At 49.8% G+C, this 24,473-nt stretch carries 14 protein-coding genes; 4 read left to right on the top strand and 10 right to left on the bottom strand.

Annotated features, from left to right (window positions below):
- The first annotated feature begins 1 nt into the window (after position 1).
- Positions 2-472 carry a YehS family protein gene (locus HUZ68_RS14625; RefSeq protein WP_001295430.1) on the top strand — a complete coding sequence of 157 codons (471 nt, stop codon included), beginning with the start codon at positions 2-4 and terminating at the stop codon, positions 470-472.
- Positions 473-513: 41 nt separating this feature from the next.
- Here HUZ68_RS14625 and HUZ68_RS14620 read toward each other — a convergent pair whose 3' ends face one another.
- The 10 genes from HUZ68_RS14620 to metG all read right to left on the bottom strand — a co-directional run bounded on the left by HUZ68_RS14620 (position 514) and on the right by metG (position 21,842).
- Complete coding sequence (locus tag HUZ68_RS14620) at positions 514-975, bottom strand: YehR family lipoprotein (protein WP_033815449.1); 462 nt, start codon at positions 973-975, stop codon at positions 514-516.
- Between the two features lie 124 nt (positions 976-1,099).
- Positions 1,100-3,103 carry an SWIM zinc finger family protein gene (locus tag HUZ68_RS14615; protein ID WP_033815450.1) on the bottom strand — a complete coding sequence of 668 codons (2,004 nt, stop codon included), beginning with the start codon at positions 3,101-3,103 and terminating at the stop codon, positions 1,100-1,102.
- Positions 3,100-4,236, bottom strand: a complete 1,137-nt coding sequence (locus HUZ68_RS14610) for a VWA domain-containing protein (protein WP_033815451.1) — start codon at positions 4,234-4,236, stop codon at positions 3,100-3,102. The genes HUZ68_RS14615 and HUZ68_RS14610 overlap by 4 nt, the downstream gene beginning before the upstream one ends.
- Positions 4,229-6,508 carry a DUF5682 family protein gene (locus HUZ68_RS14605; protein ID WP_239593915.1) on the bottom strand — a complete coding sequence of 760 codons (2,280 nt, stop codon included), beginning with the start codon at positions 6,506-6,508 and terminating at the stop codon, positions 4,229-4,231. Before HUZ68_RS14605 ends, HUZ68_RS14610 begins: the two co-directional genes overlap by 8 nt.
- Positions 6,509-6,518: 10 nt before the next feature.
- The gene (locus tag HUZ68_RS14600) at positions 6,519-7,607 is read right to left on the bottom strand and encodes an ATP-binding protein (RefSeq protein WP_024257900.1); all 1,089 of its coding nucleotides are present in this window, start codon (positions 7,605-7,607) and stop codon (positions 6,519-6,521) included.
- Between the two features lie 1,183 nt (positions 7,608-8,790).
- A complete protein-coding gene (yehK, locus tag HUZ68_RS14595) occupies positions 8,791-9,111 on the bottom strand; it encodes a protein YehK (protein WP_239593914.1) in 321 nt (106 codons plus the stop codon).
- Positions 9,112-9,171: 60 nt separating this feature from the next.
- Positions 9,172-12,804 (bottom strand): DUF4132 domain-containing protein YehI, encoded by a 3,633-nt coding sequence (gene yehI, locus HUZ68_RS14590; RefSeq protein WP_033815033.1) that lies wholly within the window; start codon positions 12,802-12,804, stop codon positions 9,172-9,174.
- Positions 12,805-12,813: 9 nt separating this feature from the next.
- Complete coding sequence (locus tag HUZ68_RS14585) at positions 12,814-15,846, bottom strand: DUF4132 domain-containing protein (protein WP_021577697.1); 3,033 nt, start codon at positions 15,844-15,846, stop codon at positions 12,814-12,816.
- Between the two features lie 12 nt (positions 15,847-15,858).
- Complete coding sequence (locus HUZ68_RS25145; RefSeq protein WP_023154461.1) at positions 15,859-19,668, bottom strand: DUF4132 domain-containing protein; 3,810 nt, start codon at positions 19,666-19,668, stop codon at positions 15,859-15,861.
- Between the two features lie 140 nt (positions 19,669-19,808).
- Positions 19,809-21,842, bottom strand: coding sequence for a methionine--tRNA ligase (gene metG / locus HUZ68_RS14575; protein ID WP_001301615.1), 2,034 nt, complete (start codon positions 21,840-21,842; stop codon positions 19,809-19,811).
- Between the two features lie 131 nt (positions 21,843-21,973).
- Between metG and apbC the strand changes: the two genes are divergently transcribed.
- The 3 genes from apbC to HUZ68_RS14560 all read left to right on the top strand — a co-directional run bounded on the left by apbC (position 21,974) and on the right by HUZ68_RS14560 (position 24,463).
- A complete protein-coding gene (gene apbC / locus HUZ68_RS14570) occupies positions 21,974-23,083 on the top strand; it encodes an iron-sulfur cluster carrier protein ApbC (protein WP_001005448.1) in 1,110 nt (369 codons plus the stop codon).
- Between the two features lie 262 nt (positions 23,084-23,345).
- Positions 23,346-23,627 (top strand): YehE family protein, encoded by a 282-nt coding sequence (locus HUZ68_RS14565; protein WP_001362265.1) that lies wholly within the window; start codon positions 23,346-23,348, stop codon positions 23,625-23,627.
- A gap of 293 nt (positions 23,628-23,920) precedes the next feature.
- Complete coding sequence (locus HUZ68_RS14560) at positions 23,921-24,463, top strand: fimbrial protein (RefSeq protein WP_023154819.1); 543 nt, start codon at positions 23,921-23,923, stop codon at positions 24,461-24,463.
- The last annotated feature ends 10 nt before the right edge of the window (positions 24,464-24,473 follow it).

Below are 24,473 nucleotides of genomic sequence, written 5' to 3'. Positions count from 1 at the left end.
CATGCTAAGTAACGATATTCTGCGCAGCGTGCGCTACATTTTGAAAGCCAATAATAATGACCTGGTGCGTATTCTGGCGCTGGGTAATGTCGAAGCCACCGCGGAACAGATCGCCGTCTGGCTACGTAAAGAAGACGAAGAGGGTTTTCAGCGTTGTCCGGACATTGTTTTGTCGTCATTCCTCAATGGCCTGATTTATGAAAAACGCGGCAAGGATGAGTCTGCTCCGGCACTGGAGCCGGAACGTCGCATTAATAACAACATCGTGCTGAAAAAATTACGCATCGCGTTTTCGCTGAAAACCGATGACATTCTGGCGATCCTCACCGAACAGCAGTTCCGCGTTTCGATGCCGGAAATTACGGCGATGATGCGTGCACCGGATCATAAAAACTTCCGCGAATGCGGCGATCAATTTTTACGTTATTTTCTGCGTGGACTGGCAGCGCGCCAGCATGTGAAGAAAAGCTAAGACGGGTATGGCGGCCATGCGCAAACATGGCCGCCGACAGATTATTTCACTTCTTTAAAACCAGAGGCTTTCATCACCAGTTCCATTTGCGCCATAGTGATACCTTTTTTGGCATCTTCAGCAGAAACGTTGATTCCTGAAATACCCTGCAGGGCTTTAAAATCCACTTTTTCCATATCGATAGTCACGTTTTCCTGCGCGTAGGTATCGGTATAGGTTAATTTTTCTTCAACACCCGCGATGTTTTTGTATTTGGCGCTTAACGGCTCAAGTGTCTTGGCAGCATCTTCTTTGGTGGTTGCACCAATGGAGGCAAATTGAATTTTGGTTTCAGAAGATTGCTTAAGCACCTTGTCACCTTTGTAGATATAGGTAATGGCAATTTCAGTGCCGTTCAGATTGGCGCTGAATTTCTTCGATTCTTCTTTGTCACCGCAGCCAGCAAGAGAGAAAACCAGAACAGATGCAACAACAAGGGAAAACAGCTTATTGAAAGCCTTCATGTAAAACTCCATTTTATTTAATCAAGGAACTGGTGACTCTCACCAGGGGCTATATAGGATATGCCTAATACCGTGGCGTGAGCAGTCCGGAACTGGAGTAGAACTCTTAGTAAAAAGCACTATTTCATCCTTGTTGCTGAAGCATGGGGAATAATTGTTCGCACAGCAAAACACCGTTATTCATTGCTTCTACCCGTGCCTCGCTTTCTGTATTACGAAATTGTCCCAACATATGTGCCAGCCGATAAAAACCCACCGCGGTGAGGTCATTCGCCAGCAACTCTGCCTGACCAATAACACTCTGTTCCTGATAGCGCCAGCCGTTATGGAGCAGTTGAATAAGTAATGCCTGGCAGCGCATCAGCAACTGATGAGCAGTAGACGGCACAGGCAGAACGCTGACAGAAGGTAGTGATGTCACCACAGGCGCAGTTTCTGCGTCCAGCGCCCAGGCACGAGTCTTTGTCATCATTACCTGTGGTTCCAGTGTCAATTGCCCATCAACAAAACTGACAAAGCCAGAAACCAGACACACGGGGTCGTCTGTTTGTTGCAAAAGCGCCGCCATGCGTTCAACGGCATAAGGCGCGCTGGCTGAGGCTGGCAGTGATAACGTCAGCAGATTATCTTCACCTTCGCCGCTGATTACCTGCGCATCCAGCGTCTGGCGGCTGCTATCCCAACCGAGAGAAATACACTCAGCGACCGGCAGAATAAATAAGTTATCGACCTGATTAAGAGGCCGTATGCAGGCGGGGGGACGCTGGCGTAAATATTCCCGCAAAGCCACAATGCCCGGCTGGCGTAACGGCGCGCTCAACATTTGCCAGGCATCAGGCGACAGCGGCACAACGCTGCTTAAGCGGTTGCGGGTAGCTAACAGCAGCTCGCCATCGGCACTGCGTTTTGCTGCTTGTGAAACAATTTGCCCGCCCGCCAGTGCGCCAGCCTGAAAACTAAACAGCCGACGCGTAGCTGCCGGTGAGTTTTCCTGTTCACTTCGTGGCCAACTGCGCGAAAGGTGCAAAATACTGCCGGTGTCGGGATCGGTAAACCAGATGCGTAAACCATACTGCTCAATATCCTGCCAGCAACGCATACCTAAAGACACCAGTCGCAGATGATCAAGCTTTGCTTCTCCGGCAATGCCAGCGCCAACGACCGTGCGCCACGGCACAGGAGGAACTTCACCGATACTGTCGCGCCGCGCCATCTCTTGTGCGCAATTTAATCGACTGTTTAATGCCGCAAGCTGACGTAAGCATTCTCCTGCATGATAGTGGCTGGCGCGGGCGTGGAAGGCATCAACGCTGGCGCGCAGTTGCCGTAGTGATTCACTCACCCAGCGCCAGTTGCAGCGTTCCGCCGCTTGCTGCGCGCGGCTGAAAGCGGCCTCGTAGTGAATAAGCGGCTGGCTGATGCCGCCCAGCCATAATGCCTGGCTTAGTTGCTGAACATATTGACGACACGCGTTGCCCTCTTCGCTGGCAAACGGATCGTCAGATGATGTGACGTGTTCGCTGCGCATCTGCCAGATTAAATGAGTAAATTCCGCTTGCTGAGTTTTGGCCTCGACGAAGGCCTGCACAGCCAGTACGACATGTTCGCAAAGTGTGCCTTCAATACAATCACAACGGGCGAAACGAATGCTGCTACGGGAATAAAAACGCACATCGCTCATCGGTAAGCGGGCTGAGGGAATTTCGCCAGGCGCACAGAACAACTCAATGGTGATGCCTTTAGCGACCAGCACCTGTGCACGTTTGCGGGTGGCATCGGGCAGGGTAGCCAGTTCTTCCAGCCAGATTGCAGGCTGCCACTCTTCTTCTTTTTCCGTGGGCCGGGTGGTGGCACAAAGTCGCTGATAACTTAACACCAGCATCACGCGATGACGGCACATGCCGCTAGCCCCGCAGGTGCACTGAGCCTCTTTCAGTGCCTGGCCGTTCGCCAGCTGGGTACGGACACCGTCACTGAAGGTGGCGATTAAAGCGCCGTTCTCATGGCTGATTTCCGGGACGTTGCCATTTTCCAGTTCCTTAAGGCTGCGCTTAACAAAACCGGCATTGCTTAACGCCGTCAGGGCCTGCGGTGTCAGTTCTAATAATTCCGGACGTAGTGAATTCATGACTGAAGATTCTCCGCAAGCCATGATGCCAGTTCGCCCGGTGTCATGGCGGCTATTTGTGCGCCGACATTAACCAGCGCCTGGGCCGTATCGCGGTCATAGCAAGGCGTTGCTGTGCTATCGAGCGCCGCCAGTCCCAGCACTTTGATGCCGCTCTGGACACACTTTTTCACCTGATGCGTCAGCAATGATGATGAACCCCCTTCGTAAAAATCGCTCACGAGGATAATGACGCTTTTTGCTGGTTGTTCAATAAGTTGCCGACCATATTCCACGGCACTGGCGATATTGGTCCCGCCGCCCAACTGTACTTTCATTAATAACTCTACCGGATCGGCAACGTCTGCCGTGAGATCAACGACGCTTGTGTCAAACGCCACCAGATGGGTACGAATGCCGGGTAACTGCCACAAACAGGCCGCCATCACCGCAGAGTGGATCACCGAGTCCACCATCGATCCGCTTTGATCAACCAGTAAGACCAGTTGCCATTGTTCACTGTGGCGTTTAATGCGGCTGTTAAAGCGGGGGGATTCGATATACAACTTGCCGTGTTGCGGGTGCCAGTGTTGCAGGTTGGCGCGCAGAGTACTTTTGAAATCAAAGTTTCGCGCCAGTGGAATAAATGAGCGGCGACGGCGATCGCGGACACCAGAAAAAGCCTGATGAACTTCCTTTGCCAGTCGAGCCATAATTTCTTCAACAACCTGGCGCACTATCCGGCGGGCGGCAGCCAGTACTTCGGGGTTCATCAGATGTTTGGTGTGCAAAACGGCGCGTAGCAGGCTTTCAGAAGGCTGCATACGTTCCAGCACGTCGAGATTCGTCACCACATCTTCAATGCCGTAGCGCAGTACGGCATCGCTTTCCAGCCGCTCAATCACCTGTTGCGGAAACAGCGTGTGAATACTGTTGATCCACTCAGGGGTGGTGAGATTTGAGCCACCTAATCCACCGGAGCGTTCACCACGCTGGAGCCGTTCAGGATCGCGCCCATACAGCCACTCCAGCGCGTGGTCTATCTGCCGGGAGTTGTCATCCAGCCCACAAAGCGTCGTTTCTGCCGCTTCGCCAAGAATTAATCGCCAGCGTTGTAGCTCACGGGTGGTCAGAAGATCGTTCAGTTCAGACATGGAAAACTCCCCAGTTTTGCAGCGATGCCAGTGCCTGCTGTTCGAGTTGTTGATGATGTGCAATGGCTTGTGGTGGACAATGCAACGGCATTTGCAGCGCCGAAACGGGAAGTTGCGCCAGTTGATAATGCTCAAGCACCTGATGCGCCAGCGTCCCGCGTTCTCGTGGTGGTAGCCAGGCCATCGCCGCGCGTAAATCGGGCAGGGCATTGATAAAATTGGCATCACTCAGTTGATTTAAATGACTGCTGAAACCGGCGATAAATGCCGGCTGACAGGCCAGTTGATGGCGGGCCAGCGCCAGCAAACCGTGCAGCGCTTCGCCGGATTGTGCCGGGGATAACTGCGCCAGCATCGTCAGCGCCGCTTCGGTAATGGCGTTGGGATGTTCCAGACGCATCAGTGCGCTAAGAGCCGCGCCGCGATCCAGCGCCGGGGCATGAATCGCCTGACTGCGTCGCTCCAGTAAGGCTACCGCTGCAGAAAGAGAAACGCCGGGTAAATTAACGCCGCTATGTAGATCGCGCAGGATATGGCAAAGCGCCTGCCAGCTATGCAGGTGAGCGTGAAACTCCTTTTCATCCGGTTTGCCGTTGGATTCACACAGCCAGAGCGTGCGATCGATAGCCGCGCATAACGTCGTTTGTAATATCTGCGCGCCTTGCATACCGCTAATTTCATCCAGCCGCCATAAGGCATATAGCACTTCCAGCGCCTGGCCCATTTCGGCAAATTGATTTTCCTGGGCGATTAATAATGTGAGTTGCTCCAGTAATTGTTGACTGAAGGACGCCAGACCCGCTAACGCCGCCTGGCTAAGACATGTGGTGATACTGCCGATTCCACCCGCGTCCAGCATATCGGCTTCTAATTTATGGCGTGCGGCTTCCTGGAGTGTGGCACCAAAGCAGGCGGCCTCAATCAATGCCGCATGCTGGCTAAGCGGGCGGGTTAATTTCCAGCGTTCTTCACCGTTGCCTGCAAGTGTCAGTGTGCTTCCCTGCTGGCGTACAATCCCTGGGATCTCCAGTATTGCCAGCCGATGTAACACCTGACTTTGCGCTAGTCCATTGGGGTTAAAGCGATTTAAGGTAAGCTCCGCCGGAAGAGAGATTGCGGTACGTTCCAGTTCGCAGGTGACATCTTTTGGCAGAGGCGGTTGTGGCGTAGAAGGGGCAAGTTTACCGAATCCGTCACCCGCTAATGTGTCTATCAACGTTAGCAGAATCGGATCGGTGTCGGGATGAATAACTCCGCGATAGCTCCACGGCAACGGCGCGTTCAGGGCTTCTTTAATCAGCGAGCCTGCTATGGCATCCAGCCAGTCAGTGCGTAACGGTAGTGTATGACCGCGCAACTGTGCCAGCGCCATCGCATGCAGATGAGCGGCAGCCATATCCGCGGTCGAAGCAGGCAACTTGTGCTGGCGCAAACGGGTAAGGATAGTTTTTAGCAGTTGTTCACCGGCCTGCTGTAAGCCCCACTGCCAGCACCAGTTTTGCCAGACCGGGGCAGGCATACCGGAAAGGTATCCTGCCAGCACATCAAGGCGCTTTTCGCTGTATGGCGTGAGATAACAACCTGTAATGGCATCTGCCAGCGAGGGCAATTCCGGCGTGTTAATTTCCTGCGGGCATTCGCGCCACATCTTTGCCAGTGCCGAAGCATGCCAGCCGCCGCAGACGACTAACACGTCGCCATTGTTTTGCTGCATCGCCCATCCAATCCAGCGGGCCATAAAGGCTTCGCGCTGACGATTGAGCGCATCGCCGGGGGAGTCGCCCCGCAGTTGGGCAAAATAGCGCGCCAGTGCAGAGGGTAATGCAGTTTGCTGGCTTTCATCTTCGAACAAGTGATCCCACAGGGTGTCGCTGTTATCCATGCGGGTGGCACGCAGCAGCAAGGTCTGGCTTTCCTCTTGCGTATCAGGCGAATCGTCCTCTTCTTCACTCTGTGCCCAGCAAGGCAAATCGATGAAGTAAGTTTGTGCCTGAATACGACGAGCGGCTTGTAGCGCCTGCCACTCCGGCGAAAATTCAGCAAATGGCGTCCAGGCACCACGCCCGGGGGCTGCACCGTCCTGATACTGGCAATAACTGTAAATAGCTACCGGAAGCTGGTGGGCTAAAAACAGTTCGTCTACCCGGTCATTAAAATCAGCCGGGCCTTCAATCAACACGTATCGTGGCCGCTGGCTTTCGATTAACGATTTCACCAGCCGGGCGCAGGCCGGACTATGATGCCGGATGCCGACAATTAACGGCTCGCTCATGCATCTTTCCTCACGGCAGGCGGTGGCGGGCTTGATAATAAGCCTGCCAGTGAGCTTCTTTATGTGTGGCGACACGCTGTTCGAAGTAACGGCGCAGACGAGCGCGATCTCCTTCGTTATCTTTGACGATGGTTCCGGCAATACAGTCCACCAGGTCGGCAGGCTCCCCCGCGCGATTCGCTAAAAACCAGGCGCGGACGCCCACGGCGTGGGCCACGTTCACGGCTTCAGCCGTGGACATAATCGCTGTTAGTGTATCCATTGACGTTTTCTTTTCGCCGTTGGCACGCAGATCGCGGAAGGTGCGGACCAGTAACTCCAGTACCGCGTCAGGCACTTTATGCGGAATACCGCTATGGGCCAGCAAACGCGCCGAAGCACTGGCGACAAGCTCCAGCTCCTGGGCGAAATCCATAATCGGAAAGACAGTTTCAAAATCGAAGCGACGCTTTAGCGCAGCACTCATTTCATTGACGCCGCGATCGCGGGTATTGGCAGTGGCAATAATATTAAAGCCTTCTCGCGCATAGAGCTGACTGGCTTCACCAGTGAGTTCCGGCACCGTCATCACCCTGTCAGAAAGCATACCTAACAGACAGTCTTGCACTTCCAGCGGTGTACGCGTTATCTCTTCAAAACGGACGATTTTGCCGTCGCGCATTCCCTGGTAAAGCGGGGCAGGGACCAGCGCTTCCGTTGATGGACCATGATTGATAAGCAGGGCGTAGTTCCAGCCGTACTTGATTTGATCTTCGGTAGTAGATGCGCCGCCCTGGATGGTTAACCCGGCATCGCCGCTAATAGCGGTTGCCAGTAATTCAGACAGGAGAGATTTTGCGGTGCCAGGTTCCCCCACCAACATCAAACCGCGTCCGGTGGCAAGAGTGACTAACATACGTTCGACAGCGGAGGGACTAATCACTACTTTACGGCTAATATTTTGCGCGCTATCGCCAAGGATAAAAGCACGGGCCGCAGGCAAACTTAACTGCCAACCGGGCGGGCAAGGTGCGGTATCATTTTGTTTTAATTTTGCCAGTTCATCGGCGTATAACACAGCAGCAGGCGGACGCTGCAGATGATTATTCTGCGGTGACATATATTCATCCCTGAAATGTATTAATGAAATAAACGATATTTTACGCGCAATAAATGTTTGGCGCATTAGTTGTTTGAGCGAAAAATATCTGGAAAGCAGATCACAGTAAATAAAAAAACCTGCTGGTGAGGCAGGTTCTTTTATTTACTATTTTCAGGCCTAACACCACAGCCTGTGCAACATCGTGTTCCAACGAACGAATTATAACCACGGCTGGACCCCGTTGCAATTAAGATAATGAGATTTATAATCCAGACCGTTGGGACGTTGCGCCGGATCGAACCTATTTCAAGTCCTGGCTACCGGACGGGTGGTGCTGCAGGTGGTGCCCTGATCCGGAGTGCAACATCGTGGTCCAACATACGTAAACCAGTATCGACAGGCAGTGTAAGGGTAAGGTGCTGGTGTTGCGCTCCTTAATAAGGAGAGCGGATGGACACGCTGACACAAAAGTTAACCGTGCTCATTGCTGTACTGGAGCTATTAGTCGCTCTGTTACGGTTGATTGATTTGTTGAAGTAACGGGCAAATTGAAACGCATCTAAGGGGGAAAACCGCTTCCCCCTTTAATAAAATGATTACTGTTTTTATTAATTCATCATATAACTCATTTTTATTTATAAATTCATCGATTTTATATTCAACGCACCATTTGACCGGGATGTGAATATTTATGGTGGGCTATTGGCAAAAAATATCTGGAAAGTAGATCGCAGAAAATAAAAAAACCTGCTGGTGAGGCAGGTTCTTTTATTTACTATAGTGACGCTAACTTGCTGATTGTGCAACATTTCGTACCAACGAATAAATTATAACCATATCCACACTCCATTGCAATTCAGTGAGTGAGATTTATAATCCTGCCCGTTGGGAGGTTGTGCCGGATCGGACCAATTTTAAGTCCTGGCTGCCGGACGGGTGGTGCCGCAGGCGGTGCCCTGATCCGGAGAGCAACGTTTCGTACCAACATACGTAAACCAGTATCGACAGGCAGTGTAAGGGTAAGGTGCTGGTGTTGCGCTCCTTAATAAGGAGAGCGGATTGACACGCTGACACAAAAGTTAACCGTGCTCATTGCCGTACTGGAGTTATTAGTGGCTCTGTTACGGTTGATTGATTTGTTGAAGTAACGGGCAAATTGAAACGCATCTAAGGGGGAATACCGTTTCCCCCTTTAATAAAGCTATTTTTCTATTTGTTGGATGAATATATTCTGTAGTTCACGATTAAAAATTGCTATTACAGTTTCAGGTGATTCACCTCGTATTTTCCGCTCATCAATACACTCATCTCTTATATAAATCAACGCATCATTTATTAGCGGGTCAGCATCTTCTCGATCACGTTGATGAAATGTTGGATGTAGCCGGAATCGCTCCAGTCGATAGACGGAACCTGTAAATAATTCAGAGCATTTATGGATCTCAAGTCTGAAGGAAAACGGATCTTCAGGTACAGGAACCTCATAATCGTAAATAGCAACCAGCTCTTTTTGCACGATCATCGCTTTCCCCGCTGGTAAGTCGTGTTAATAACGGGCAGTTGCATCACTGCCCGCTGTGTTTTAATGGAAATTGACGTCAGGTGCGCTTAACGCCTCACTCAAATCAAACACATCAAGTTCGGCAAAAGTGACGGATTTATTGTCACGGTACACTCGAAGAGAACGGAAGCTCATTAGCGCTTTGCTATCAACATTGTAGTGGTTAAAACCGGGTGAAAACTTAAGGACCAGCCGGTACTCACCCAGGTCATAGACAAATGCGTCCTCATAGCCTGACTCCCAGCCTTTGTATCGCATTCCCATAAGTTGCCCAACGGTAGCGGATTTACCTTCCCAGCGAGTCAGGCTGTTACTGGTTGACTCGTCAGGTGTGAGCAGCACCGTGCGGCGCGACAACTGGCGAAAAGGCGGCATAATTTCGTAATCGGCAAAAAGCTGTGCAAATTCACTGCGCATTTCTGCTGTCATTTCTAACGGGTGGGCAATGCCAATCAGAGCATCCGCAGGAAGGTCAATGGGCTCATCCTGCGCATTGCAGAACTCCCCCTCTGCGGCCACACGAAAGGCGTTGAGTAAACGACGCGGTTCATTTGCCGGATAAACCCCCCATATTAAGCGCTGGGTAACCAGGCGGGTAAAGGGATGATTAACAAACAGAGAATGAAAATCTGCCAGCGACCAGCGTCGGGTGGTACGTAGGGCAGCTTCAAGACGCGGGAGCAGGTTTTTGCTCACCTGAGTAGCATCTTTTTTTAGCCCTTTTAGTCGGGCCAGTGCCTCGGGCGCTTTCAGTTGATCGTCATCGGCACGCAACCGGGGAACACTTTTCTGGCGAACGTTTTGTTGATCAAAGATAACCGGGTTGAGGTTTTCATCGAAGCGAACGGTAAACTGCCGGGGACCAAAATCAAAAATCAACGCCTGCGGATCATCAAGACCCAGTGTTGGGACTAATCTGTCCGCTAACTCTTCCTGGCTTAGCCCGCGATTTTCTGCGACCACCTGAAGAAATTCCGCTGCGTTTTCACGTAATGAAGAGGATTTCGCCCGTTGTGATACATGATGCAGCTGTATCAGCGCCATATCATTATTCATCAAGGTAAGTATATTCAGACCAATGACAGCACGGGCAGATTTGCCTTCTTGTGGCCAGGCGAGGATCTGTGTCGTCAGATCCCGAGCCGTGCTTTCGTCACCAAAGAGACTTAACGCCAGAAATGCCCAGTTGTCTTTTGCGGGGGCACCAGCTTGTTGCCACGCAGTGAAGAGATCCCAGGCAAAAGCGGCCAGCGTTTGTGGCTGGCAAAACGTTTTCAGTTGTTCCAGACCGCTATAAAAACGTCCGCCCTGGGTAAAGCGCAGCATTTCGCCGATAATTTCCAGAGCGTCATCGGTAACAGGCTGATTATTAGTGATAAGTCGCGGCCTGGACCACATTGCCGGATGCCAGAAATCAGGGGCTTTTGGAATGCGTGCCGGGTAAATGTCCATTGGACCCTGTTTCAGTAAATGCTCCAGGGCAGGCCATACATCTGTACGCTGCCAGCGGTTTGCCACGGTTTGCAGCAATTCACCATGTCCCTGTTCGTAAAGTAAACGCAGGGCAAGTAATGCAGCTTCGCTATTATCGCTGGATTTGGTGAAGACAAGAGGGATAAGTGCAGTAGCCGTATGTTCCGGCCAATGTAAAATCCACTGGCGAGCCAGATCACGCTGCACCGCGAAACGTCGCCAGACGCGGGCAACGGGCAGGGCCAGTTCTGTTGCGCCAAAATTTAAAATTAACGGAAATGTTTCTTTTGGACGATGTAAAAAAGCCAACATCAGACCTGGTAGCGCATCCAACCCGAGGATACTGAGAAAATAGTCCTCACCCGCGAACAGATGTTTTTTCTCATTGATACGCAGCCAGAAGGTCAAAGCCATCTCACGCGGCAACTGTGCCAATAAATACAGGTTCCAGACACTCTTTTCCGGACGATAACGTGAGTAGTTGTCATTTTCCCATATGTTAATTAACGCTTCTATGTGACCGCTGCGGAGCGCCTGTTCTGCTAATTGTGCTTCCGGGGAGTTCCAGCCATTCAGGATCTCTTCAACCCGCCCCTGGTAGTAATGCCACTGAACAATGAGTGAATTGCGTGCAGCATCCAGTTTTCCGGGGAGTATATAATTCAGAAACAGCCATACATCATCCCCAAAACCCAGTTCCTGTAATACAACTCGCCCACTTTTTTGTTCCATGCGTTCCGCAAGAGATTCCGTGCTGAAATAACGGGCAGACTCAGTGGAGGCAAGCCACTCTTGTTCGCCTGGTTGCCAGTAAACTTGCGGGGTTAATTCGAGCGGTGCCAAATCAAGACGTGGAGCTGTCATTTTTTTCTTACTACGCCACGGTGGTGAAACGAGGATTTCAGGCAGATTGCTGTTATCGGTGCCATCAATAACCGGTTTTGGCAGTGCCGATAAATAACTCTTCAGCACTACCCTGGCTTGAGTACTTAACCACGGCATCACTTCTGCTGCCAGTTGTGGCTGCGATGCCATCAGCGTTTGTAACAGCGTACGCCAGTATTCATCTCGAGCTTTTTGCTGTGCAGGCAGCTTTTTGTCTTCGATGATTGGATAACCAGGGCGGGCTGGTGGTTCTTTTAACGCCAGCAGTTCTGCCAGTGCGGCGAGCGTCGCATGGGGGAAGTTTTTACTGTATTTAGCCACACGTTGCAGGCTGGGTTTGTTTTTATCAGCAACTAACAGCAAGGTGCGGATGACTTGCGGATGGTTAATTTGTACCAGCAGACTGCCGCAATCTTCTTTATGAGCATACATTGCCAGGCGCGGAACGGCTGCCAGTCCTTGTTCGCGCAAAAGGGAGGCGCAGGCCGCGTAGCCGAAGCGGTTTTCTTGTGACATGTAGCTGGCTTCGCGATCGCTAAATACGTCCAGGCCCCAGTATCGTTCGAGTTTTTTTACCGCCGTATTATCAGTAGCAACGACCTTTAACCACTCCTTTGAATGGAGACTTGACCGGGAGCTTTCAAGACTGGCGAGTTCATTGGCTATTTCAGGTTTTTCCGGGAGGATCAGCGCAATAAAAGGACGGCGAATTTTGGATATTCCTGGCAGTGCGGCAATGAGTTTATCGGCACAACGCTGCCAGCAACTTTCCTCTGCCAGCGACAGATGCTTACGCAAACGGAGATCGAAATCGTTATAGGTCGCGGAGCCATAACCGTAGCCATAGTCCTCGTCCTGATACTGCAAAGTGACGACCAGTGAGTCACTCTCATAACGCCGCGCAATGCACTGACGCGCCATCACTACATCCGTCGCATATTCCAGCCCCTCTTGTTGGACGATTTCGTCGAGCAACTGTTGGCTGTCATTTTGCGCGATACAGGCTAGCGCCGCCATTGTCCGGGCCGGGATTGAGGGTTTGTGTTCGCCGATCAAGTTGATGGCCTGCGTGATGGCGGACTGCCACTCCAGTGAAAAATTTTCATAACGCCAGACAATGTTTTTTTTCTTCTCAGCTTTTTGTAGCAATTCATCACCCAGTGTCTGAATGATGCTTTCAGTGATAACAGGCACTGGTTCGCCCGGCCAATTGCGATGGCTGAGTGGTGTTTTACCCTTTTTATATTTCAGTTCCAGTTGGGCGTTATCAGCCAGCCACGGTAATTCCTTGTCCATGCTCTTTCCTTATTCAAACAGGGCTTCAATATCGTTAATTAGCTCGCTGGCGGTGATGGCATCGAGTACGGAGAGCTGCGCTTCCTGTGTTGAATTACTCCCCCAGCCATAGCTTTCCGCTTTGCCTTCCCATAGCCACAGCTTGCTTAAGAGTTGCTCGGCACTCAGTTCGGCTGGCGACATGCCTACCGCAAAGCCTTCATCGATTTCCATGATTAACGACCAGCGGCCCAGAGGTTTGATCATCCAGCCGATCCAGCCTCCATCCTGTGGTTCGCCCTTTATCCAGCCTTTATTCGCCAGCCCCATTACCCGACCGCTCGGGCATTTTCTGCCTGCCCAGCGGGTCAGTTCGCTGGCGTTGCGCTCGGCTTCTGTCAGGGCGTAACTGTTACGGTGAAGCTGACGGAACGGTGGTAGCAGTTCGTAGTCGGCAAAAAGCTGACCAAAGGCGGCAGCATCCGTTGGTGATATTTCCAGAACGTGAGGAATGCCGATAGAGATATCGCCTTCCGGCAGGGTGAAAAGATCATCGTCAGCGGTGCTGTAGCTGTTATCTTCCGCTACGCGAAAGCAAGCCTGCAGCTGGTTTTCGGCGCTATAAACGCCCCAAATCAGACGGCGGGTTAAGTGGCGAACCAGCGGATGCACAACCAGGAAGAGTTGGAAGTTTTCCGGCGACCAGCGGCGGCGCAGGCACATGGCGGATTCAAGCCTTGCCACCTGCTGGGCGGCGACGGTACGCGCATCTTTTTTCAGCAGTTTGTAGCGGTTAACAGCATCGTTCGCCTGTGATTCATCATCGCTTTTGTTTGGTTTGGGCAGGTCTTTCAGACGGCTGCCAGAAACATCACGCACAAACGGTTTTAAGGTTTCATCAAAGCTGACGGTGAACTGGCGTGGGCCGAAATCCAGCAGCAACGAACCGTTATCATCCAGACTGAGATCCGGTGCTAACCGATCTTCAAGCTCCTCCACTGTCAGTTCGCGACTTTCAGCAATGTCGGCAATTTTCTCTTTCGCCCGCTCCTGTAAAGCTTTGAATTTCAGTTTCTGAGCAATGCCGTTAAGCTGCATCAGAGCGATATCACTACCGATAGCGGCGAGAATATCCAACCCAACGGTGGCGCGTTTATGCTGAGATTCGCCAGGCCAGGCGCGTATTAATGGCGTCAGTTTGCGAGCGGTGTCGTCGTTACCGAGAACACCTAACGCAGTGAACGCCCAGCTTTCTTTCGATGGTGCACCCGTAGTCAGCCAGGCGGTAAACAGATCCCAGGCAAATTCAGCCAGTGAGTCGGCGGTACAGGCATCTTTCACCTGCAATAATCCCGGATACAGCGCCTCTTCCTGAGGGAAGCGGAGCATTTCACCGAGGTGGAGGAGGGCGTTATCTGGCAGTACCTTGCTGCTATTTTTGAGTTTTGGGCGAGTCCATAATGGAGGTTGATAAAACAACGGTAAAGGGGGGATTTTCGCCGGGTATTTACCCACAGGACTGTTGTCGTTATTTTTATTTTGAGTTTCCCAGGGCGGCGAGACTAGTACCATTGGTAGAATTTCTGAGTTTGCAAAATCTTCATTGCGACTATTCAGCAATTGCTGACATTGTTGCAATAAATTTGCCGCTTGCGACGATAATCCGATGACTAATTTTTCGACCAATAAAGGATTTGCATTAAGTAATGAAACCAGCAACGTATGTTTGCGTTTATCATCTTTTTTTACCAATGCTTCGGCTAATGCCGCTATCGTGGCAGAAGGAAAATTTTCGGCACTTTTTATTAGTCGTTCATAACAGCGTTTATTAGTATCGGCGGCTTCGATGAGTGCCGTAATGGCCAACGGATGATTAATACATTTCAGTACGTCACCGCAATTATCTTCTTCAGCATAGGAAGCCAGGCGAGCCAGTGCCGCTATACCTTGTTCCCGTAATACCGTAGCTGACCAACTGGCACCATAGGTGTTAAATACATCAATGTATTGATAGTTCTCCAGTATTTCGAGCGTGAATGGATCTGTCGCTACCAGTTTCAACATTTCAAGTTGTGGAACATCTGCGACCTGGTGTAAACGATGTACGATCTCATGGGCCACTTCGGGTATTTCTGGCATTAAAATGGCAATTAACGGTTGGCGATAGAGTGATATATCTGGTAACGCAACGAGTAATTTTGCAATGCAATTTTGCCATACTTCTTCTTCTGCTAGTGATAAATGTTTACGCAGACGTAAACTAAATTTGTCGTTATTCCTTCTATAACTGTCCTTGCTGCTATCTGCATAATTAATAAAGAAAGTCAAATGTTCATCTTTATAGTCAAAATCGAAATCAATTTGCCACCAGAAGATGACAGTTTCAGTTGCGTATTCGATACCGAAGGTGCTTACAATTTCATCCAGCAACTCGGATGAGGTTTCATCATTCCAGCCCTGACAAAAACATATTTCCAGAAAAGTAAGTACCGCCATAGTACGCGCGGGTATCTCAGTCTTTTGGGCCTTAATTAAGCTGATTGCCTGGCTAATCGCATCAGCCCATTCATCAGAGCATGAGCTGTAATCGAAAGTCAGATTTTTATAATAATGATAAGTACGATTTGCCAATCGGGAAATTAAATTTTGTTTCTCGGGTTTGGTTGGTTTTTTTACTGGCTCTCCCGGCCAAAGGCGGTGGCTGAGGGCATGGCGGGCAATATTCGGGGGAAGAATAATGGGATCGTTGTCTGCCAGCCAGGGTAAACCATTAGTTGCTGCCTGGTGATTTATTGAGGCTTTTTCCTCTGTGACCAGGACTTTCTTTGCTGAGACATCATGTGAGTGAGCGTTAGCGTCTACTTGCTCCACATACCCCTTCTTCACCTTCTCCGCAATCAGCTTCAGTTCCGCTTTTTCTGCCGCCGCAGCATCAGCAAAGCTTTTTACCTGACTTTGCCCGTTAGTGCCGACTTTGCCCCAGTTGATATGCAGCTCGTTTCTCTGCTGCTCCACCGCCCAGAATTTATGTGATTTTTCGTCCTGATAAATATAGGTTTTCATTGCTAAATCCTTTTAATCAAACAGTGATTCAATGTCGTTAATCAGCTCGCTGGCGGTGATGTCGTCGAGCACGGAGAAAGTGGGTGAGGATTGTTTACCATAGCGATCATAAGGGGCGGTGATTTTTACGCTTTCGACAGGCAGCAGGTCGCTATACCCCGTTTCGCCATAAATTAATGAAAAAGGTTCTGTTTCAAGTTCGAGAGCACCATAAGGGGTAGATTTGCGCATCGCATAGACGCTGCCGCTTTCTTCCAGACGTTGCCAGCCTCTGCGTTCAAGCCCGACAATGCGTCCGGCCTGGCAGAGACGTCCGTTCCAGCGTGACAATTCATGGACATTACGTTCGTTATCAGCAAGGTGGTAACTACCACGTTCGAGCTGTTGGAAAGGGGGAAGCAGTTCGTAATCAACGTAAATTTGCCTGAATGCAGCGGCGGATTCAGGGGGGATTTCCAGCACATGCGGTATACCGATGTTTCCTGCTGGCAGCGTGAATAACTCATCCTGCGCATCGCTGTAAGTGCTGTCTTCTGCCACGCGAAAACAGGTGATAAGGGCGTTTTCATCGTTATAAACCCCCCATAACAGCCGTCGGGTTAAGTGACGTACCAGCGGATGCTCCACCAGAAACAGGCGGAACTGCTCTGCCGTCCAGCGTCTGCGCTGGCACATAGCCTGTTCCAGACGATCAATCTGCTGGCTGGCTATGGCGCGTACATCTTTTTTCAACTGTTTGAAGAGATTAACCGCGTCAGTTGCCTGAGTTTTTTCATCGCTCTGGTTTGGTTTGGGCAAATCTTTCAGGACTTTGCCGTTTGCGTCGCGCACTACAGGTTTTAAAGTTTCGTCAAAACCAACGGTAAATTGACGTGGGCCGAAATCCAGTATCAGCGAGCCACTGCTATCAAGCCCTAAATCTGGAGCCAGGCGGTCTTCCATTTCAGCCATAGTCAGCCCACGGTTTTCAGCAACTATGTTGATTTTCTCGCGGGCATGTTCCTGTAATGCTTTGAATTTAATTTTTCGCGCGATGCCATTAAGCAGCATTAGCGCAACATCGCTGCCAATATCAGCTAATACATCCAGCCCGGACACCGCCCGTTTATGCTGGGATTCCCCAGGCCAGGCGCGGATAAGCGGGGTTAATTTACGCGCGGTGTCGTCATTGCCTAAAATCCCAAGCGAAGTAAATGCCCAGTTTTCTTTTGCGGGTGCGCCAGCTTCTGTCCAGGCGGTATACAGATCCCAGCCAAATTCAGCCAGTGATTCGCGGGTGAAGATTTCTCTAATGATATCCAGCCCAGCGTAGGCGGTAATGTCGCGAGGAAAGCTCAGCATAGTGCCGAGGTGGCGCATAGCGTCATCTGACAGAGGCAGGTTGTTACTTTTAAGCCGTGGTCTGCGCCACAAGGTGAACTGATAAAAGCCGGACAGTGGGGCGATTTTAGCGGGATATTCTTCCAGTGGGTCGCTATCGAACAATGTTGCCAGCGCAGCTAAAACATCAGGTTGATTATATCCTTGCGCGATTTCCTCAATCGTTTCTCGCTGGTTTAAATTCACCAGCAGACGAAGCGCCTGGCGGGCACAATCACGATCTTTTCCTTTTTTGCCCAGGGCCACAGGAAGTAGCCCGGCGGCGGCATGGCGTGGATAATCAGTTAGCCAGTTTCGCGCATCTTCATAAGACATTTTTTTCTGTAATTGTTGCGCCATCGGTAAGGCCAGTTCACTGACACCGAGGAAAAAGGGGAAGAAGCACAGACGTCGTGGATCACGTTGCAGGCAGGCCATAAATGCAGGTATGGCGGCGCTACCAAAAATTGCCAGAATATTTCCCTCACCAGAGTAGTTATCTTCTTTGACTATCTGGTTAAGAAAAGAAATGGCCTGTTGACCAGGCAGGTAACAGAGGGCAATGAGATTCCAGCTTTTGTATGCATTGTTATGATATTGCACAAATTCAGCATTGAGTGCTGGAAAATCGAAGCGTAGCAGGGCATCAACGGCGCTTTGTGGCGCCGGAATTTTTTCGTATATTTTTTCTCCGCTTTCCCGCCATTTTTCAAAACCAAGATGCCACAGTATTTGTTGCTCCGGTGTAAGCGGTATTAAGTGTTTCTCCCAGCTTGCTTTTTTGATCGGCGGCAGGTCGGTAAACAACGTTTGTTTTGTCGCCTGCTGTTGGGCTATTTGCTGGAAGTGGGTGACAAGGTAAGTACGGGTCAGTTTTTTGGTAATCTCTGGAGTGACATCAGAAACAGAAGGAACTGGAAGCACTGGAAGATCAAACACAGGCGTATTTTTCTTTTTCTCTTTGGTCATCCAGGGCGGCGAAACAAGCAGCTCCGGCAACATATCCACAGTGGCATATTCACATTCTTCAGCTACTGGCTGCGGACGACATTCAGATAAGATGCCTGCCGCTTTAGCATTAACCCAGGGAATGACGTCGCATACTAACTCTGGCGTGGCGGTAATCAGTTTGACAAGCGCTTTACGCCACTCTTTATTTACATGTATTGCCAGCAAAGTAGCATAAGCGGCAATAGCCGCAGCAGGATGTTTTTGGCAGGCTTTGCTTAAGTATTCCAGGTGCTTTTTCTTGCCATTTACACCGAGGATCAGAATTTGAATCGCATCCGGGTGATTCGTTTTCCATAGCCATTTGACAAGATTTTCAGTCTCGCTGATGCGTTCGAAGAGATAAGTGGGATTGTCAGAATGGTCTTCCGTAAACTCAAGAAGTATCCGGCTTACACCGCGCACCCCATTATTTGCCAACAACATTGCCAGATAAGCGCGAAAATTACGAAAATCACGATACAACGGTGGGAAGTCGTATCTTTCCACTGTACTCAGAGCAGTATCATCGGTTATCACCAGTCTTAACCAGGTCATCGCCGGGACGTTTTGGTCTGCATAGCGTAGAGCTATAGCATGGGCGATATCCGGGCGTTCAGGGAGCAGTAACGCCGCAAAAGGTTGCCGTGCGGGGGATAGCGTCGGAATGGCGGTGAGTACTTTATCTACACAGCGTTGCCACTCATCTTCTGAAGCGAGTGAAAGATGATGACATAGACGTTGATGCCAACTAGGTAGCGATTCTGCTTCGTGATTAGGTGGAATGATGGTGGTTACTGCGCCTTTTACTGGTTTATATTTGAGTTGAAGGGCAAAAAGGACGATTTCAACGGCGCTTTCCAGACCACAGCGAATGACTAAGTCATCGACCAGTTCATCTGCAGAGTAAGAGTTCCAAAAACTCCAGAGCAATGCTGCATCAGATTGCACACTCCCTGTCTGTTGATTACCCAGAATTCGCATTTGTAACTCAGCAAAAGCCTGCTGCCAGTTTTCTGGATAAGCTCGGTAATTGTTGTCGGGATCATATGCCCTGGTGTTATCTGCAATACGCTTCCATATCTCACCGTCTTTGCGCAGATAATTGATCTCTCTGGGGCGAGAGCGATGAGGAAAAGCAAATCGGTTAATATCGTCAGTTACCGGAATAACTGCATCATCAGCCAGCCACGGGCGTTGGTTTTTACTCTCAGGGGAAGTTTCAACTTCAGGAGTGGCTTTGGTGATGGGGGAGATATGCACGTTTGCTGAAGCATTTTCCACATAGCCTTTTTTCGTTTTCTCTGCGATCAGCTTAAGCTCCGCTTTTGCCGCTGCAGCAGCATCTGAAAAACTTTTTATCTGACTTTGCCCGTTAGTACCGACTTTACCCCATCTAATATGAAGCTCATTATCCTGTTGCTCAACCGCCCAGAATTTATGTGATTTTTCGTCCTGATAGATAAAGTGTCTCATTCTGCATCCCTGTAATTTTATCCAGTTGAATGCAGATGCTACCAGTATTTATGCGGGTTAGAGAGAGACAAAATCGCAAGAAAACAACTTTAGGAATTTATAAAGAAAAGGCGCTGTCGATGCAGCGCCTTGAAGGGGGATTATTTCACCTGATGGCCTGGTTTAGCACCAGCATCCGGGCTTAACAGGAAAATATCTTTCCCGCCAGGACCAGCAGCCATTACCATGCCTTCGGAGATACCAAAGCGCATTTTACGTGGCGCCAGGTTGGCCACCATAATGGTGTGACGCCCGATCAGTGCCTGCGGATCCGGGTAAGCAGAACGAATGCCGGAGAAGACATTACGCTTTTCGCCGCCGAGATCCAGCGTCAGGCGTAGCAGTTTGTCAGAACCTTCAACAAACTCTGCGTTTTCAATCAGCGCCACGCGCAGGTCAACTTTGGCGAAGTCGTCAAAGGTGATGGTTTCCTGAATCGGATCATCTGCCAGTGGGCCAGTAACTGGCGCGGCAGCTGCTTTCACTTCTTCTTTAGACGCTTCCACCAGTGCTTCAACCTGCTTCATATCGATGCGGTTATACAGCGCCTTGAACGGATTCACTTTGTGGCCCAGCAGCGGTTGCTGGATACCATCCCAGGTCAGTTCTGTATTGAGAAATGCTTCTGCGCGCTCGGTCAGTTTCGGCAGTACCGGCTTCAGGTAAGTCATCAGCACGCGGAACAGGTTGATGCCCATTGAGCAAATCGCCTGCAGGTCAGCATCGCGGCCTTCCTGTTTTGCCACCACCCACGGAGCCTGTTCATCGACATAGCGGTTAGCCAGATCAGCCAGCGCCATGATTTCGCGCACTGCTTTACCAAATTCGCGGCTTTCCCACGCTTCACCAATCACTTCAGCGGCATCAGTGAAGGTTTTGTACAACTGCGGGTCAGCCAGTTCGCTTGCCAGCACGCCGTCAAAACGCTTGTTGATAAAGCCCGCATTACGAGAGGCCAGGTTAACCACTTTGTTAACGATATCGGCATTCACGCGCTGAACGAAATCTTCCAGGTTGAGATCGATATCATCAATGCGCGAAGAGAGTTTCGCAGTGTAGTAGTAACGCAGGCTGTCGGCGTCAAAATGATTCAGCCAGGTGCTGGCTTTAATAAAGGTACCGCGAGACTTAGACATCTTCGCGCCGTTCACCGTCACATAGCCATGAACAAACAGGTTGGTCGGCTTGCGGAAGTTGCTGCCTTCCAGCATTGCTGGCCAGAACAGACTGTGGAAGTAAACAATATCTTTACCGATGAAGTGGTACAGCTCGGCGGTGGAGTCTTTCTTCCAGTATTCATCGAAGCTTACGCTGTCGCCGCGCTTGTCGCACAGATTCTTGAAAGAACCCATATAGCCAATCGGCGCATCTAGCCAGACGTAGAAATATTTACCCGGCGCGTTCGGAATTTCAAAACCGAAGTACGGCGCGTCGCGGGAGATATCCCACTGTTGCAGGCCAGATTCAAACCACTCCTGCATTTTATTTGCCACCTGCTCCTGCAACGCACCGCTGCGGGTCCATGCCTGCAACATTTCGCTGAAAGAGGGCAGATCAAAGAAGAAGTGTTCAGAATCACGCATTACCGGGGTAGCGCCAGAAACCACCGATTTCGGCTCGATCAATTCAGTCGGGCTGTAGGTCGCGCCGCAGACTTCGCAGTTATCGCCGTATTGATCCGGGGATTTACATTTCGGGCAGGTGCCTTTCACAAAACGGTCCGGCAGGAACATGCCTTTTTCCGGATCGTACAGCTGAGAGATGGTGCGGTTTTTAATAAAACCGTTTTCTTTCAAGCGAGTATAGATAAGCTCAGACAACTGGCGGTTCTCTTCGCTGTGCGTCGAGTGATAGTTGTCATAGCTGATGTTAAAGCCTGCGAAATCAGTCTGATGCTCCTGACTCATTTCGCCAATCATCTGCTCCGGGGTGATACCAAGCTGCTGAGCTTTCAGCATGATCGGTGTACCGTGGGCATCGTCGGCGCAGATGAAGTTGACCTCGTGGCCGCGCATTCGCTGGTAACGGACCCAGACATCAGCCTGGATGTGCTCCAGCATATGGCCGAGGTGGATTGAGCCGTTAGCGTACGGCAGTGCGCACGTCACCAGAATTTTCTTCGCGACTTGAGTCATAGTAGGCATTACTTCTTAATAGTGAAAAGGGGTTAGATAGTACCAAATGGGAAAATGTTAAGTAAGTACTTCTCTATATTCTTCAGGTAAACTATCAGCTGATGGTTTATCTATACAAAAAAGGAGTCGGGATGAACGAACAATCCCAGGCCAAATCACCAGAAGCCTTGCGCGCAATGGTCGCCGGGACACTGGCCAATTTTCAGCACCCAACCCTGAAGCATAACCTCACCACGCTGAAAGCGTTGCACCATGTCGCCTGGATGGACGACACGTTGCATGTGGAACTGGTTATGCCATTCGTCTGGCATAGCGCGTTTGAAGAGTTAAAAGAGCAATGTAGCGCCGAACTGCTGCGTATCACCGGGGCGAAAGCTATCGACTGGAAACTGTCGCACAATATCGCCACCTTAAAACGCGTGAAGAATCAGCCGGGTATTAATGGCGTGAAGAACATCATTGCGGTCAGTTCCGGTAAAGGCGGCGTGGGTAAATCCTCCACGGCGGTAAACCTGGCGCTGGCACTGGCGGCGGAAGGGGCGAAAGTCGGCATTCTGGACGCCGATATCTACGGCCCATCAATTCCCACCATGCTGGGCGCAGAAAATCAGCGTCCAACTTCGCCGGACGGTACCCATATGGCACCGATTATGTCTCATGGCCTGGCAACCAATTCAATTGGTTATCTGGTCACTGACGACAATGCGATGGTGTGGCGTGGACCGATGGCGAGCAAGGCGTTAATGCAGATGTTGCAGGAAACCTTGTGGCCGGATCTCGACTATCTGGTGCTTGATATGCCGCCAGGCACCGGTGACATTCAATTGACGCTGGCGCAAAACATTCCAGTAACTGGTGCAGTCGTGGTCACCACCCCGCAGGACATCGCGTTGATCGATGCGAAAAAAGGCATTGTGATGTTCGAGAAAGTCGAGGTTCCGGTGCTCGGTATTGTCGAGAACATGAGTGTGCATATTTGCAGTAACTGTGGTCACCATGAACCGATTTTTGGTACCGGTGGTGCAGAGAAACTGGCAGAGAAATACCACACACAACTGCTGGGGCAGATGCCGTTACATATTTCCTTACGTGAGGATCTCGATAAAGGCACGCCAACGGTTATCAGCCGTCCGGAGAGCGAATTTACCGCTATCTACCGCCAGCTGGCTGACCGCGTTGCAGCTCAGCTCTACTGGCAGGGTGAAGTCATTCCAGGCGAGATTTCCTTCCGCGCGGTCTAACGCCTATTAACCATTCTGGTTATTCTTCATACACCGCAGAGATGTTACATTGATGCGGTGTATTTGTTTTTGCCGCATTAATGAACACTTATTTAATACTGCGAATATTCTGCGGACCTTCGTCCGAAACTCTACAAAGTCGATTGATCGTACAGGCAATGCTTCATTATCATCCTTCGTGGCTGTGTAGTGGATGTACAGCTATAGTTTGTTATGCACTCATTCTATCCAGGCATAACCTTTACTACAGGGATAACGTTCAATGAATAAGTATTGGCTGTCAGGAATTATTTTTCTTGCCTATGGATTGGCTTCTCCCGCGTTCTCTTCAGAGACTGCCACATTAACGATTAATGGCAGGATCAGTCCCCCAACATGCAGTATGGCTATGGTTAATAGTCAACCTCAACAGCATTGTGGTCAGTTAACGTATAATGTCGATACCCGTCATCAGGTTTCTTCGCCCGCCAAAGGTGTAACGACAGAAGTGGTTGTTGCAGGTAGTGATAGCAAACGTCGAATCGTGTTAAATCGCTACGATTAATTTGGCAACCTGATTTTAATTGCATTTAGAAAGCCGAAATCATTTATATAAATGATTTCGGCTTTTTTTATTGATATCAACAATACCATTTACATAAATCTACATTAATTAATAGATGCGATAAATATTTAATACTCTTAAGTATTTGTTGTATTTATATTGCAATGGTTAATTTGTTTTAAATCAATAAAACAATATGTTTACATTGCGGCAACTTTTTTGATGTGAGAAATTTGTTTCCAAGAGATACAGACTCTTAACAACCAAAAATAAATTTTATTAAGGAACATATTATGAAACGTTCAATTATTGCTGTCGCTGTCTTTTCTTCTTTTTTTATGAGCGCTGGAGTATTTGCTGCAGACGTTGATACCGGAACATTAACTATTAAAGGGAATATTGCAGAATCTCCGTGTAAATTCGAAGCGGGTGGTGATTCAGTAAGTATTAATATGCCGACTGTACCAACCACTGTCTTTGAAGGTAAAGCTAAATATTCTACCTATGATGATGCAGTCGGTGTAACCAGCAGCATGTTAAAAATTAGCTGCCCGAAAGAAGTTGCTGGTGTAAAACTCTCGTTGATTACCAACGATAAAATAACTGGTAACGATAAGGCGATAGCCAGTAGCAACGATACTGTGGGTTACTATCTCTATTTAGGTGATAACAGCGATGTCCTGGATGTTTCTGCACCTTTTAATATTGAGAGTTATAAAACAGCGGAAGGTCAATATGCTATTCCGTTTAAAGCAAAATACCTGAAATTGACAGATAGCTCAGTGAATTCAGGTGATGTGTTATCTTCTCTGGTTATGCGTGTGGCGCAGGATTAATAAATAAAAT

It is taken from the genome of Shigella dysenteriae (genome assembly GCF_022354085.1).
GTDB classification, from domain to species: domain Bacteria; phylum Pseudomonadota; class Gammaproteobacteria; order Enterobacterales; family Enterobacteriaceae; genus Escherichia; species Escherichia coli.
This window is presented reverse-complemented; position numbering and strand designations above follow the sequence as displayed.

What these genes read in the sequence shown, in the direction of transcription:
- HUZ68_RS14625 (WP_001295430.1), top strand. Translation starts at nt 2, where the DNA reads ATGCTAAGTAACGATATTCTGCGCAGCGTGCGCTACATTTTGAAAGCC.
- HUZ68_RS14620 (WP_033815449.1), bottom strand. Translation starts at nt 975, where the DNA reads ATGAAGGCTTTCAATAAGCTGTTTTCCCTTGTTGTTGCATCTGTTCTG.
- HUZ68_RS14615 (WP_033815450.1), bottom strand. Translation starts at nt 3,103, where the DNA reads ATGAATTCACTACGTCCGGAATTATTAGAACTGACACCGCAGGCCCTG.
- HUZ68_RS14610 (WP_033815451.1), bottom strand. Translation starts at nt 4,236, where the DNA reads ATGTCTGAACTGAACGATCTTCTGACCACCCGTGAGCTACAACGCTGG.
- HUZ68_RS14605 (WP_239593915.1), bottom strand. Translation starts at nt 6,508, where the DNA reads ATGAGCGAGCCGTTAATTGTCGGCATCCGGCATCATAGTCCGGCCTGC.
- HUZ68_RS14600 (WP_024257900.1), bottom strand. Translation starts at nt 7,607, where the DNA reads ATGTCACCGCAGAATAATCATCTGCAGCGTCCGCCTGCTGCTGTGTTA.
- yehK (WP_239593914.1), bottom strand. Translation starts at nt 9,111, where the DNA reads ATGATCGTGCAAAAAGAGCTGGTTGCTATTTACGATTATGAGGTTCCT.
- yehI (WP_033815033.1), bottom strand. Translation starts at nt 12,804, where the DNA reads ATGGACAAGGAATTACCGTGGCTGGCTGATAACGCCCAACTGGAACTG.
- HUZ68_RS14585 (WP_021577697.1), bottom strand. Translation starts at nt 15,846, where the DNA reads ATGAAAACCTATATTTATCAGGACGAAAAATCACATAAATTCTGGGCG.
- HUZ68_RS25145 (WP_023154461.1), bottom strand. Translation starts at nt 19,668, where the DNA reads ATGAGACACTTTATCTATCAGGACGAAAAATCACATAAATTCTGGGCG.
- metG (WP_001301615.1), bottom strand. Translation starts at nt 21,842, where the DNA reads ATGACTCAAGTCGCGAAGAAAATTCTGGTGACGTGCGCACTGCCGTAC.
- apbC (WP_001005448.1), top strand. Translation starts at nt 21,974, where the DNA reads ATGAACGAACAATCCCAGGCCAAATCACCAGAAGCCTTGCGCGCAATG.
- HUZ68_RS14565 (WP_001362265.1), top strand. Translation starts at nt 23,346, where the DNA reads ATGAATAAGTATTGGCTGTCAGGAATTATTTTTCTTGCCTATGGATTG.
- HUZ68_RS14560 (WP_023154819.1), top strand. Translation starts at nt 23,921, where the DNA reads ATGAAACGTTCAATTATTGCTGTCGCTGTCTTTTCTTCTTTTTTTATG.